The sequence below is a fragment of the Acidithiobacillus sp. genome (assembly GCF_023229925.1).
In the GTDB taxonomy this organism is placed as follows: domain Bacteria; phylum Pseudomonadota; class Gammaproteobacteria; order Acidithiobacillales; family Acidithiobacillaceae; genus Acidithiobacillus.
This window is the reverse complement of record NZ_JALNYM010000001.1, coordinates 445493-457582: the sequence shown is the minus strand read 5'-3', so window position 1 is coordinate 457582 and position 12090 is coordinate 445493. Positions and strand designations below refer to the sequence as shown.

The window sequence follows — 12090 nt, the reverse complement described above, 5'->3', positions numbered from 1 at the left end:
TCAGTCCTCCTTGGACCAGCGCGCCATTATGGTCTGATAAAACTCGGGTTGATCCGGGATGGCCCCAGATAACGCACAGATGGCCGCTGCCAATTCCCCTGCCCTCTGCAATCGTCGTGCAATGGCATCGCCGCGAAACAGGCTCCAGAGCCAGCCTGCGGCAAAGGCATCTCCAGCCCCGACGGTGTCCTGGACAACCGTGGAGACCGCTTCCGCCTCGTGAAAACTGGTCCCATCCCCATAAGCGGCACCTGCAGCACCGCAGGTCAGCAAGACGGCTTGCACATCAAAATGCTGAGCCACCATCTGCATCGCTTCCCGCAGGGTCGAGGCTGGAGAGAGTTCGTAAGTACGCATGATCTGCTCCAGTTCCTCCACATTACACTTCAGTATAGACGAACCCTGTATGACTTCGGCCAGCAATTCCGGATTCCACCAGGGATCGCGCAGATTGATATCTACAAAGCGCCACCGGGCACGGGCGCGCAACTGGCGCCAAGTCGCCCGCGATAGCCCGTCTTCCCGCAAGGCAAGGCTACCGTGATAGAGCCAGGGAATGGGGGCGATCACGCTGGAGGGCATTCCAATGGCGTCGTAGGCCTGATGGGGTAGAATCTCGAAGCGGTGCCCCTGGTCGGCGTCTGCCGTCACCCGCACCCGACCGGTGGGAAGCAGTGCGTCCTCTGTCACTGCGTCCGTGGACATCCCCCAGTCTTGCATGTGCTGCAAGATGCGTTGTCCCGAGGCATCCCGCCCTACCCTGCTGACAAAGACGGACGCCACCCCCAGCGCATGGAGGTGTTGCGCAACATTGAAGGGCGCGCCACCGAGTCGTTGCACCGCTCCAAAATCATCGACCAGACATTCGCCGAAAATAATGCCGAGGGGCACGTCTGCATTCATGGTGCAGCCTTCTCATCCGGGCTGGCTTTTTCAACATCGGGCAAGCGACGAATAATGCGCTGGAAAAAGAGATTGTTGGGAATAACCACAATTTTTCCGTCATCCTGGCGCAACTCGGTAAACATGAGATTTTCTTCAATGACCTCACCGGTCAGTGATTCCGGGAATATCTCGATACGTTGCCCCAACTGTAATGGCTGCCAGAACCAGATAAAAAAGCGTGCCGTGATGTTGCTGACCATGGCCCATACGGCCAGCATACCGACACCGATCACCGCCAATAGGCTGACAAAAGTGGTCCAGATGGCAGTGACATCGACACCCCAGACCCGCAGCACGACAACCCAGACAATGAGCCAGAGAAACCAGGTGGTGATTCTCTGGAACATCACGCCATAGCCGCGTGAGAAGGCCCGTCGCCTGCCGAGAAAGTCCATGAGGCGCACAATTACATTGCCATACCAGCGTAATATCAGATAGCTACCCGCCACGATCAGCAGGGAATACGTCAACCGGTGTAATAACCATTCCGGATCCACTGCCAGTCCATGGAAAATCATGCTCATACGCCACTCCCTCCGCTGTTGATTTTTACCATAACGTAGCAAACCCAGAGGGGCAAATCTGTTCCTATACTCTAGGGGTTCCCCCGCACGGATGGAAAGGAAAGCACATCATGGCAGCAGTGAGCAAAGCCCCCGCCCCAACCTGGCGCTATCCGGTCTGGTCCACCGCAAAAAAGGATCTCGTCGGCTCCGCCCTCGGTCCGGCCCGGCTCTGGTTCACCGTCGGCAAGGGCATTGTCACGGAGGTTTTTTATCCGCGTATCGACATTCCCCAAATCCGGGACATGGGCTTGATCATCGCCGATGACAAGGGTTTCTGGCAGGAACTCAAGACCTTGCCCAACCCGACACTGCAGATCGATGACCCGGCCGTCCCTCTGCCCATTGTCACCCATCGTCATGAACGCTTCACCTGCACCCTCCGGATCTGCGCCGATCCGCTCCGGGACGTACTGCTGATGGATTTTCACCTGGAGGGGGACGCCGACCTACGCCCGTATCTGCTCTGTGCTGCGCGCCTGGGCGAAGACGCAGAGCATAATCAGGCATGGGTTGACGAATGGGAGGGGCGGCCCGTGCTCTGGGCCGAGCAGGGGCCCTTCGGCCTGGCCATCTCCTGCCGGAATCCGGAGGGTTTGTCCGGGCTGGAAAATCTTTCCGTGGGCGAGGTGGGCGCCAGCGACCTCTGGCAGGATTTTCACCGCAATGGCCGCATGCTTTGGCAATATCAGGAGGCCGGTCCGGGCGAGGTTTCTCTGTCCGCTCGCCTGCCCCGGCAAGGCACCCTGGCCCTGGGCCTGGGCACCAGCAAGGAGGCGGCCGCCACCCTGGCCTGGTCTTCCCTGGCCGAAAGTTTTGCTTCCGCCGAAGCGGAGTATCGGGGGGCATGGAAGGCCTGGCATGCCCAACAGCCGACCTCTTCCGAACTGAAGCGCAGGCTTCCCGCCTCCGTCCACACCCTCTATACCCGTTCAGCCACCGTGCTCAAGGTCCACGAAGACCGTACCTTTCCCGGCGCCATGGTGGCCAGCCTTTCGATCCCCTGGGGCGAAGCCAGCAACAGCCGGGGTGGATACCATCTGGTCTGGTCACGGGATTTGGTGGAAAGCGCCGGTGCCCTCCTCGCCATAGGCGCTGTTGCGGAAGCGCGCCGGGTGCTGACCTATCTCATCAGCACCCAGCAGGCGGATGGCCACTGGCTGCAAAACCAGTGGCTGGGCGGCAAACCATTCTGGCAAGGGGTGCAACTGGACGAAACCGGCTTCCCCGTCCTTCTTGCGGCCGCCCTCCAGGCGGAGCAGGCACTGGATGGGATTGTCATTAACGACATGCTGCGCCGCGCCCTGGGCTTCATCTTCCGCGAAGGGCCGGCCACCGGCCAGGATCGCTGGGAAGAGGATGGCGGCATCAATCCCTTCACCCTGGCGGTCGCCATTGCCGCGCTGGTCGAAGGTGGCGAACTGCTCGGCGGCAAGGCCCGGGATTGCGCACTGCTACTGGCCGATTACTGGAATGCGCATTTGGAGGACTGGACCTTCGCATCCGGTACGGATCTCGCGCGGAAATACGGCGTCTCCGGCTATTACCTGCGCATCGCCCCCCAGGACGTGCTCTGCCATGCGGGCGCCATGAATGAATGGGTGATGATCAAAAATCGCGCCAACGACCCGCATCTGCCCGCCGAAGAGCAGGTCGCCACCGACTTTCTGCAACTCTGCCGTTATGGCTTGCGCCGCGCTGACGATCCGCACATCCGCGATTCCATCCAGGTGATGGATGCCCTGCTCAAAACCGACACCCCCAGTGGCCCAGCCTGGCACCGTTACAACGGCGACGGTTACGGAGAGCATCCCGACGGTAGTCCCTTCGATGGCAGTGGGCGTGGCCGTGCCTGGCCGCTTTTGGTGGGAGAGCGGGGCCATTTTGCCCTTCTGACCGGCGAGGACGCACTGCCCTACATCGAGACCATGGCTAAAATGACCGGCCTTGGCGGGCTCTTGCCCGAACAGGTCTGGGATAGCGCCGCCATTCCCGACCGCGACCTCTTCCCCGGGCGACCCAGCGGTTCCGCCATGCCCTTGGTCTGGACCCATGGCGAGTTCGTCAAACTTTGTCACAGTTGGCAGCGGGGTTATCCCGTCGATCGCCCCCAGACCACGTGGAAACGCTATCAGGGCAAGGCACCGAAGATCGTATATACGCTCTGGCGTTTTCGCCAACGTCCCCGGCAAATGCCTGTCGGCAACGATCTGCGCTTCCTGCTCTCGGCACCCTTTACGGTGCATTGGGGGTTCAATGGCTGGCAAAACCCCACCGACACTGTGTCGGAAGATTGGGACCTCGGCCATGTAGCCATTTTGCCCACGCAGAAAATGGCGCCTGGTACCACGCTTCAATTCACCTTCTACTGGCGGGATACCGGCCAGTGGCAGGACGAGGACTTCAGCATCACCCTGCAAGGAGAAAACACATGATTGCCATCGATCTCACCGGGCGCCGCGCCCTGGTCACCGGTGCCAGCGGCGGTTTGGGCCAAGCCATCGCCGAAATCCTGGCGGCCGCCGGCGCCCAGGTTGCCGTTCATTACCGCAAGGCGCAGACCGAGGCCGAACAAGTCGTCGCCGCCATTCAGGGCAAAGGCGGCAAAGCGCGGGCATTCCAGGCTGACATTGCCGATCCTGCCGCCGTCGAAAAACTGCTGCAGGAAATCGACAGCGCTTTTGGCGGCCTCGATATTCTCGTAAACAATGCCGGCATGGATGGTCCCCGCGCCGTCGTCGGTGACGACGATCCGCAGGTTTGGGAAAAAATCCTCGCCGTCGATCTCCTGGGTCCCTACTACTGCGCCCGCGCCGCTATTCCGCGCATGGAAAAATGTGCGTGCGGCGTCATCGTCAACATTACCTCGGTACACGAGTTCATCCCCTGGGAGGGCTACAGCGCCTACACCAGCGCCAAGGCGGGGCTCTCCATGTTCACCAAGACCCTCGCCCAGGAAACCGCCGACAAGGGCATACGCGTGGTCGCCATCGCCCCCGGCGCCATCAAGACGCCCATCAACGAAGCCGTCTGGGGCAACCCTGATACGCTCAAAGACCTCGATGACAAAATCGCAATGGAACGCCTTGGCGCGCCGGAAGAAATCGGCCATGTCGTGGCGTTCCTCGCCAGCGATCTCGCCAGCTACATCACCGGCACTACCATCGCCGTCGATGGCGGCATGCTCATCTATCCGGATTTCCGCCATGGCGGCTAGCCTCGATGCCGATGTAATCATCATCGGCAGCGGCGCCGGTGGCGGCACCCTGGCCCGCGCCCTCGCTTCCTCGGGATTGTCCCTCCTCATCCTCGAACGCGGCGACTACCTCCCCCGCGAATGGGGCAACTGGGATCCCCGCACCGTCTTTGCCGAACACCGCTACCACACCCACGAACAGTGGCGCGACGGCGCGGGCCAGCCATTTACCCCCATAACCGGCTACCATGTGGGGGGCAACACCAAGTTCTACGGGGCCGCCGTTTTGCGCCGACGCGTAAAAGACTTCCTGCCTCGCCGCCATCGCGACGGCCTCACCCCCGCTTGGCCTATCGCTTACGCCGATCTCGCGCCCCACTATGACCAGGCCGAGGCCTGGTACTTCACCCACGGTCAGGCCGGTGCCGACCCCCTGGAACCGCCCCGCGGCCCCTTTGCCTTTCCGCCCTTCCGCCATGAACCCATCCTCGCGGCCCTGGAGCAAAAATTGCGGAATATGGGGCTGCACCCCTTTCCCCTCCCCCTCGCCCTCCAGCGCCACGAGGAAGACCCCGCCCATAGCCCCTGCGTGCGTTGCCCCACCTGTGACGGCTTCCCTTGCCTGCTGCACGCCAAAGGCGATGCCGAAGTCTGCGGCGTCACCCCCGCCCTGGCGCACGCCAACGTTCGCCTGCTCACTCGCCATCGTGTCCTGCGCCTGCTGCGCGATACCAACGGCAAGGGCGTGGAAAGTGTGGACACCGATCAGGGCACCTTGCGCGCCCGAGTCATCGTCCTCGCCGCCGGCGCCGTAAACTCTGCCGCCATCCTCCTCGCTTCCGCCGATGCCATCGCACCCCAAGGCCTCGCCAACAGCAGCGACCAGGTCGGGCGCAACTACATGTGCCATCTCAACAGCGCCTGCATGGCGCTCAAAGCCACCCAGGAAAACACCACCGTCTTCCAGAAGACCCTCGCCATCAACGACTTTTACGACGATTCGGGCGACCCCGATTATCCCTATCCCCTCGGCCACATCCAGAATCTCGGCAAGGTCACGCCGGCGCTGCTCCGTGCCCAACAACCCCGGCTCCCCCTCGCCGTCAGTGCCTGGACTGCCAGCCACTCCGTGGATTGGTGGCTCACTACCGAAGACCTGCCCGATGCCGGCAACCGGGTCACCCTCGATAGCGACGGCCATATTCGCCTCGCCTGGCAGCCCAAAAACCGCGAAAGCCACCGGCGCCTCTGTGCCCAATGGCGCAGTATCCTCCACCGGGCCGGCTTCCCCGTGGTCTTCTTTCAGGCCATGGATATCACCGCCACCGCCCATCAGGTGGGAACCTGCCGTTTTGGCGAGGATCCCGCAAACAGCGTCCTGGACCCCTGGTGCAAGGCCCATGACCTCGACAACCTCTACGTCGTCGACGCTTCCTTCATGCCTTCCATCAGCGCGGTCAACCCTTCCCTCACCATCATGGCCAATGCCATCCGCGTCGCCGAACATCTGACCGAGCGCTTTAAAACAGGGAACAGAAGGTGAAACGCGGCACCATCGCCGTCTACACCGCGGGGTTCCTGCAAGGCGCAGCCTTTGTCATGGTTCCTGCCTTGGGCCACATCCTGCATCAGGCGCCTTACGCTTTCAGCAACAGCGCCTATGGATTTTTGTATTTCCCCGAGATCTTCGGCGCCATCCTCAGCGCCCTGGCTGCCGGTGGCATCCACAGCCGTTTCGGTGGCGTCGGCGTTTTTCGCCTAGGGGTGTTGAGCAACGCCGCCGCCATGTTCCTGCTGGTCGCCGCCGCCTTTACGGGTGGCAATCCGGCGTATGGGCTGATCCTCGCCGAGACGCTCTGCCTCGGCATCGGCTTTGGCCTCACCAACGCCGTCATCAACCGCTCTGCCTCTCTCCTCTTTGCCGGGGCCGCCGCGGCGGCGGTGACCATCCTCAATGCCGTCATCGGTGGCGCCACTGCCCTCTCACCCCTGATCCTCGAAGGCTTCCGCAGCCGCATCGGCTGGGCCGGTTGGCCCGGCCTCCTCGCCATGGCCTGGCTGGCCCTCATCCTGCTGCCCACTGCCGCCGATGGGCCGACAGAGTTGGGCGGATTGCGCGCCTGGCGCCGTTCCATGCTGCCTTTTTCTGGCGCTGTCCTGATCTACGCCATCTGCGAAGGCAGCTTCGGGAGCTGGGCCAATGTCCTGGTCAGTGTCAACCGCGGCCTGCCAGCCGCCAGCGGTGCCCTCGCCCTGGCCCTTTTCTGGGGCGGCATGACCGCCGCGCGTTTTGCCTTGGGCTTTATTCCCAACCATTTGCTGCACCGGCGGATCATTTATCTGCTTGCGCCTCTGGGGATCGCCGTATGCTTCCTGCTCATCCCCCATCTCGTCAACACCAGCGCCTTGCTCATGGCCTTCACCGCCGCCGGGGTCGCCTGCGGCATCTACTATCCTTACAGCATGGCCTACGGCATTGCCGCCCACCCCAAGGAAGGCACCCAGATGGCCGGACTCCTGGTCGGGGCACTCATGGTGGGCGAAGGCATCGGCTCCTTCGGGCTCGGCCCCCTGCAGAGTCAGCTCAGCCTCGGTGACATTTATACGCTGTCGGCCCTCTGGGCCATCCCCCTCTTCTATCTCGCCTGGCGCAACAGCCGGCCAGCCCATGCGCAAGGGGGCATGCCCCATGACTGAGCGTGTCCTCATTCTCGGCGGCGGTTTTGCCGGTAACGCCGCCGCCCACGCCCTCCGGGGTCAAGGGCTGGAGGTGACCCTCATCGACCAGTGCAATTATCATCTCTTCCAACCTCTCCTCTACCAGGTGGCTGCCGGAGATCTCCAGGCGGAGGCTATCGCCACCCCGCAAAGGCGCCTCCTGCGCGGCGGCGACCTGCATTTTCGCCTGGGGCGAGTCGTTCGATTGGACCTTCCCCAACGGGCGATCCTTCTCGATGACGGCGATACCGTTCCCTATGATTACCTCTTCATCGCCCTCGGCACGGTCACCAACTTTTTCGGTAATGCCGCCATCGCCAGCCATGCGCTGCAGATCAAGGGCGTGGAGGCGGCCGAGATGCTCCGTTCACGTATCCTCACCGCCCTGGAAGCGGCCAGCCACTGTAGCGATCCCGCCGAACGGCGGCGCTGGCTCAGCTTCGTCATTGCCGGAGGTGGCCCCACCGGGGTCGAATTCTGCGGCGCCTTGCTGGAGCTTCTGCGCGTCTTGCTCCCCCGCGACTACCCGGAATTGCAGCCGGAAGAGGCGCAAGTCACCCTGGTACAGGGCAGTGCAGGCTTGCTTCCCGGCTTTGCCGCGCCTCTGCAAGCCCAAGCCGCCCGCAAGCTGCAAAAACTCGGGGCTCAACTGCGCTTTCACACCCATGTCCGGGATTTTGACGGGAGGACGGTGCAGTGCCAGCCTGACGCGGCGATCCCCACCCGGACCCTCGTCTGGACCGCTGGCGTAACGGCCAACCCCTTGGCGGCCACCGTGCCCGGCGCCAAGGGACCCGGTGGGCGCATCATCGTCGATCCCCACCTACGCCTGCCGGAACACCCCGAGGTCTTCATCCTCGGCGATTTGGCCTGCAGCAGTAATGGTGAATTTTGGCCGCAGGTAGCGCCCTTCGCCCTGCAGAGCGCCCGCCACGCCGCCCTGTTGCTGCAATCCCAACGGCAAGGGCGGGTCCTCCCTCCCCCCTTCGCTTATCAAGACCAGGGCAGTATGGCCGTCCTCGGGCGTTTCGATGGCGTCTGCCAGATCGAGCGCTGGCATCTGCACTGGCATGGCTGGAGCGCATGGCTACTCTGGCTGGGTCTGCACCTCTACCGCATCATCGGCACCCGCAATCGCCTTCTCACCCTCCTCGACTGGGGAACGGATTATCTACGCCACAGCGCCGCCGTAGAAATCATTCGCTCTCCGCCCAACGCTTCCGACCCATGAGCCCATACCCGGCCAGCCTGGCAGTTGGTTAAGTTCTGTCTGATGAATTATCCAGTTCCACCAGCCGACCCATTCCTTCGGACAATAAGGCGGTATTTTACGGGTTTAATTCTAGCGATTCCGCATAAAATCAGCCGTGCGCTGAAAGGCACCCTGCAGGTGGGCATAGAGTTCAGGCTCCATCTCTACCTCGTGCATGGCACGACGCATACAGACCATCCACTGATCCCGCGCCTGATCGTCCACCGGGAAAGAAGCATGCCGTGCCCGTAAGCGGGGATGCCCGAAACGCTGCACGTACAGATCAGGCCCGCCCAGCCAGCCCGACAGAAACAAAAAGAGCTTCTCCCTGGACTCGGAAAGATCTTTCGGGTGGATATCCCGCAGCGGAGTTTGCCACTGCGCTTCGCTATCCATCAGGTCATAAAATCGGTTGACCAGATTGCGAACAGCTTCCTCACCACCAAGACGGGCGTAAGGCGTACTTTCAGGGTCAAGCATCAATGGTCTTGCTCCAAATAGGTGTATAGAGGCCACTATGTTTATGATGCATGCGACGCGGGCATGGCCTTTTTGCGCTCTATTCATGTCTGCGCTACAGTCAATCCGATACAACCTGCCCCGCAAGAGTACCTTCTTTGGACGTTATCCGGCAATGTCCCGCTACCGTCCACCGCATACAGGAAAACTTCATGCCCCTTGCACCGACAGCCGCATTCATCGACGGGTGCTGGACAGACCTCAGGACGCGATTTGTGGTACGGAGCCCGGTCAATCAACAGATACTCGCCGAGGTGTCCGATTGCGGAACTCGGGAGGCGGAAACAGCGGTGCAGGCGGCAACGGTCGCTTTTGCAACCTGGCGCCAGACTACCGTCTACCAGCGCGCGGCCATCCTCAGCCGTTGGGCGGATCACATCCAGGTTCACGCAGAAGACCTCGCACGTCTCATCACCTGGGAGATGGGCAAACCCATACGGCAGAGTCGTGCGGAAATCAAAACCGCGGTCGCCCTGGCGCGCTGGTACGCCGAAGAATGCAAACGCATCACCGGCGAAAGTATCCCTTCCCAGTTTCCAGACAAGCGCTTACAGATCTGGAAAGTGCCGGTTGGTCCGGTATACGCCATTACGCCGTGGAACAGTCCGGTCTCCATGGTCGTTCGCAAGATAGCGCCGGCTCTGGCAGCTGGCTGTACAGTCATCCTCAAGCCCGATGAGCAAACGCCGCTCTCCGCATTAAAACTTGCCGAGCTCTGGGCGGAGGCGGAGGGGCCCGCTGGCACCCTGCAGGTGCTCCCCAGCTCTGATCCTGCACCTCTGGCGGAGCGACTGATGGCGGACCCGCGCATAGCCAAGTTGAGTTTTACCGGCTCTACGGCGGTCGGGCAGAAGCTTTATGCGCAGGGATCGCCGACCATCAAACGGCTTGCTCTGGAATTGGGCGGGCATGCTCCTGTGCTGATTTTTGCCGATGCGGATATCGATGCGGCGGTGGCCATGACCATTATTCCACGAAGAAAGCTTCAGTCCCCTGCTGCCCATACAGGGGTTTCGCGGCGAAGCGGAAGCTATCGCCCGCGCCAATGACACTCCCTATGGCCTGGCCGCTTATCTCTGGACCCGCGATCTCGGACGCGCATACCGCGTCGCGGAGGCGCTGCAATGCGGTATCGTCGGCGTCAATGATGGCTCTCCCGCCACCCCGCAGGCGCCCTTCGGCGGCAGCAAGCTTTCCGGACTGGGCGCCGAGGGCGGCAAATGGGGCTTGGAAGAATTTTTACAGTTGCGCCATGTTTCCATCCAGTTGTCATGACCATCGTCTATATCCTGGCCGTCCTCCCGCCTTGCGCAGCAGCCGTAAATCATAGCGGCCATCGCGCACCGCTTCCGCCATATGGGCTATGGTTTGCTCGTCCAGCACCTTATTTTTTATGGGCGACCAGACGTGATGCGCAGGGCACTAAAGCCTGAAGTGCGTAGTCACAGGTTTTGCTCCACAACGTGGCCTGTCCCCTGCTTATCCCGCCTTGGCTACGGCGGCCTCGCCTAACAAGACGCCAGAGGGCATCTGGAGCACCTGAATCCCCTGCTCGCGAACAAAACGCGTTTCGTTCCGGGTCAGCGGTGCCTCTATCAGTGCCCAATGACGATCCGATGAACGCTTCATGATCTGGCGGGCGAAATTGCGCTGCAACTGGTCATTGAAACGGCATCCGACAAAAAGAAAATGGCGCCCCGTGCGGATTTGTTGGACTATCTCCGGGATAGGCGTCTGAATGTCGATTTCCGTCAGCACTTCGACAAAATCCGTATCAGAAACGAGGTAATTATTGGCCGGACTTTGTGAGCCCCAAGGCTCATACAGTATCGTGTCCCATTGGGCAGCCACTGCGGCTTCGACCGACTGGCCCTCGGCATCCATATATCCCGTCCAGTGGCCAAAATGCTCGGTCTGACTGAGCCCCTGGATACGTCCCCAGCGTGTACCCTGTTCGGCCAAGGCCTTGGCCATACCATTGTCGTACCAGAGGTGGACGATCAACGGGAGTTTTCGGGCAGCCAGTTCGCGCTGCAAAGGATGGATTGGCGGATCCTCGGCAAAGGTCTTGTCCATCATGCCCACGAGGGTCATGCGGTGCTTGAAGTTCTCGATATACTGCGCGGCCCCGGTGAGGTTGCGCCGGACCTTGTGAGGCACCGTCACCTGGCCGCTGAGCACTTCCGCCAATGCCGACAACCCGCTGGGCAGGGTGGCTCCGGCCTCCGGCAACAGGCCGGGACCGAGATACGGAATGATGCGCCCTTCCGCAAGGCCGCTGAAGATTTCCGAAAGATCCTTGTCCATAGTCATGCTTCCTTATGTAGCGAGGGAAAGAATCGCAGCCTTGATCTGTTCGATGGCCGCTGGTTCGAGGCGAAAAATGCCCCTTCCCCCGGAGAGAGATTCATAACCATTGGCAGAGTGTCTGCTCAGCGCATTGAACCAGTCCTGAGGACTGGTCCCGCTGGGACACTCGCCAATTTCCCGCACACTGCCATCGTTGGCAAAACGTGCATGAATGATGACGAGCGACTGTTCCATCACATCCTCCTTATAGGCCAGAAGAAAATCCCAAAAGCTCGATGACGACGTCTTCTTCATCGATCATGGCCTGACAGGCCAGACGGGATTTGCTGCCGACGCCAACGATGGTATCCAGGCGTTCATTTTCCAGACGCTGGATTTTCGACACGCTTTTCCGCCCTTCCTGGACGAAAATATGGCAGCTATCGCATTCGCCTTTGCCTTCGCACTTCAGGACCATGGGTTCACCGGCAGCGATCACCGCGGCGGCGAGACTGGCCCCCACGGGCATCTCAACGGTTTTACCACTGGGTTTGATGGTGATAATGGGCATTCAATCTTCTCCTCTATTAAAATGAACGTAAAAACAA

Annotated in this window: 13 protein-coding genes; 7 read left to right on the top strand and 6 right to left on the bottom strand. The window is 61.2% G+C overall.

Annotation, left to right across the window (positions count from 1 at the left end; all coding sequences use genetic code 11):
• Together M0P56_RS02410 and M0P56_RS02405 are read right to left on the bottom strand one after the other, a co-directional pair.
• Positions 1-903 (bottom strand): PfkB family carbohydrate kinase, encoded by a 903-nt coding sequence (locus M0P56_RS02410; RefSeq protein ID WP_291508449.1) that lies wholly within the window; start codon positions 901-903, stop codon positions 1-3.
• Positions 900-1469 carry a mechanosensitive ion channel family protein gene (locus tag M0P56_RS02405; RefSeq protein ID WP_291508448.1) on the bottom strand — a complete coding sequence of 190 codons (570 nt, stop codon included), beginning with the start codon at positions 1467-1469 and terminating at the stop codon, positions 900-902. Before M0P56_RS02405 ends, M0P56_RS02410 begins: the two co-directional genes overlap by 4 nt.
• Positions 1470-1579: 110 nt before the next feature.
• Here M0P56_RS02405 and M0P56_RS02400 point away from each other — a divergent pair, with 110 nt between their 5' ends.
• Genes M0P56_RS02400 through M0P56_RS02380 form a run of 5 tightly spaced genes read left to right on the top strand, consistent with a single transcriptional unit; the run spans position 1580 to position 8653 of the window.
• The gene (locus tag M0P56_RS02400; RefSeq protein WP_291508447.1) at positions 1580-3943 is read left to right on the top strand and encodes a glycoside hydrolase family 15 protein; all 2364 of its coding nucleotides are present in this window, start codon (positions 1580-1582) and stop codon (positions 3941-3943) included.
• Positions 3940-4725 (top strand): glucose 1-dehydrogenase, encoded by a 786-nt coding sequence (locus M0P56_RS02395; RefSeq protein WP_291508446.1) that lies wholly within the window; start codon positions 3940-3942, stop codon positions 4723-4725. Before M0P56_RS02400 ends, M0P56_RS02395 begins: the two co-directional genes overlap by 4 nt.
• Positions 4715-6247, top strand: a complete 1533-nt coding sequence (locus M0P56_RS02390; protein WP_291508445.1) for a GMC oxidoreductase — start codon at positions 4715-4717, stop codon at positions 6245-6247. Before M0P56_RS02395 ends, M0P56_RS02390 begins: the two co-directional genes overlap by 11 nt.
• Positions 6244-7401, top strand: coding sequence for an MFS transporter (locus tag M0P56_RS02385; RefSeq protein ID WP_291508444.1), 1158 nt, complete (start codon positions 6244-6246; stop codon positions 7399-7401). Before M0P56_RS02390 ends, M0P56_RS02385 begins: the two co-directional genes overlap by 4 nt.
• Positions 7394-8653: an NAD(P)/FAD-dependent oxidoreductase gene (locus M0P56_RS02380; RefSeq protein WP_291508443.1), complete on the top strand. Its 1260-nt coding sequence runs from the start codon at positions 7394-7396 to the stop codon at positions 8651-8653. Before M0P56_RS02385 ends, M0P56_RS02380 begins: the two co-directional genes overlap by 8 nt.
• A gap of 111 nt (positions 8654-8764) precedes the next feature.
• Here the strand turns inward: M0P56_RS02380 and M0P56_RS02375 are convergent, their stop codons facing one another.
• Positions 8765-9154, bottom strand: coding sequence for a group II truncated hemoglobin (locus M0P56_RS02375; RefSeq protein WP_291508442.1), 390 nt, complete (start codon positions 9152-9154; stop codon positions 8765-8767).
• 191 nt (positions 9155-9345) lie between these two features.
• Here M0P56_RS02375 and M0P56_RS02370 point away from each other — a divergent pair, with 191 nt between their 5' ends.
• Complete coding sequence (locus tag M0P56_RS02370; protein ID WP_291508441.1) at positions 9346-10242, top strand: aldehyde dehydrogenase family protein; 897 nt, start codon at positions 9346-9348, stop codon at positions 10240-10242.
• On the top strand, positions 10187-10468 hold the full coding sequence (locus M0P56_RS02365) for an aldehyde dehydrogenase family protein (protein WP_366109968.1): 282 nt from the start codon (positions 10187-10189) through the stop codon (positions 10466-10468). The genes M0P56_RS02370 and M0P56_RS02365 overlap by 56 nt, the downstream gene beginning before the upstream one ends.
• Before the next feature lie 204 nt (positions 10469-10672).
• On the opposite strand, the gene M0P56_RS02360 is transcribed toward M0P56_RS02365, so the two are convergent.
• Genes M0P56_RS02360 through M0P56_RS02350 form a run of 3 tightly spaced genes read right to left on the bottom strand, consistent with a single transcriptional unit; the run spans position 10673 to position 12053 of the window.
• Positions 10673-11500: an SIR2 family protein gene (locus M0P56_RS02360; protein ID WP_291508440.1), complete on the bottom strand. Its 828-nt coding sequence runs from the start codon at positions 11498-11500 to the stop codon at positions 10673-10675.
• A 12-nt stretch (positions 11501-11512) separates the two neighbouring features.
• Entirely contained in the window at positions 11513-11737 is a 225-nt protein-coding gene (locus M0P56_RS02355; RefSeq protein ID WP_291508439.1) for a hypothetical protein, read from the bottom strand.
• Between the two features lie 10 nt (positions 11738-11747).
• Positions 11748-12053, bottom strand: coding sequence for a 2Fe-2S iron-sulfur cluster-binding protein (locus M0P56_RS02350; RefSeq protein WP_291508438.1), 306 nt, complete (start codon positions 12051-12053; stop codon positions 11748-11750).
• Between the last annotated feature and the right edge of the window lie 37 nt (positions 12054-12090).

Excerpts from the sequence above, each read along its gene's own strand:
- M0P56_RS02410 (WP_291508449.1), bottom strand. The coding sequence starts at position 903 with ATGAATGCAGACGTGCCCCTCGGCATTATTTTCGGCGAATGTCTGGTC.
- M0P56_RS02405 (WP_291508448.1), bottom strand. The coding sequence starts at position 1,469 with ATGAGCATGATTTTCCATGGACTGGCAGTGGATCCGGAATGGTTATTA.
- M0P56_RS02400 (WP_291508447.1), top strand. The coding sequence starts at position 1,580 with ATGGCAGCAGTGAGCAAAGCCCCCGCCCCAACCTGGCGCTATCCGGTC.
- M0P56_RS02395 (WP_291508446.1), top strand. The coding sequence starts at position 3,940 with ATGATTGCCATCGATCTCACCGGGCGCCGCGCCCTGGTCACCGGTGCC.
- M0P56_RS02390 (WP_291508445.1), top strand. The coding sequence starts at position 4,715 with ATGGCGGCTAGCCTCGATGCCGATGTAATCATCATCGGCAGCGGCGCC.
- M0P56_RS02380 (WP_291508443.1), top strand. The coding sequence starts at position 7,394 with ATGACTGAGCGTGTCCTCATTCTCGGCGGCGGTTTTGCCGGTAACGCC.
- M0P56_RS02375 (WP_291508442.1), bottom strand. The coding sequence starts at position 9,154 with ATGCTTGACCCTGAAAGTACGCCTTACGCCCGTCTTGGTGGTGAGGAA.
- M0P56_RS02370 (WP_291508441.1), top strand. The coding sequence starts at position 9,346 with ATGCCCCTTGCACCGACAGCCGCATTCATCGACGGGTGCTGGACAGAC.
- M0P56_RS02360 (WP_291508440.1), bottom strand. The coding sequence starts at position 11,500 with ATGGACAAGGATCTTTCGGAAATCTTCAGCGGCCTTGCGGAAGGGCGC.
- M0P56_RS02355 (WP_291508439.1), bottom strand. The coding sequence starts at position 11,737 with ATGGAACAGTCGCTCGTCATCATTCATGCACGTTTTGCCAACGATGGC.
- M0P56_RS02350 (WP_291508438.1), bottom strand. The coding sequence starts at position 12,053 with ATGCCCATTATCACCATCAAACCCAGTGGTAAAACCGTTGAGATGCCC.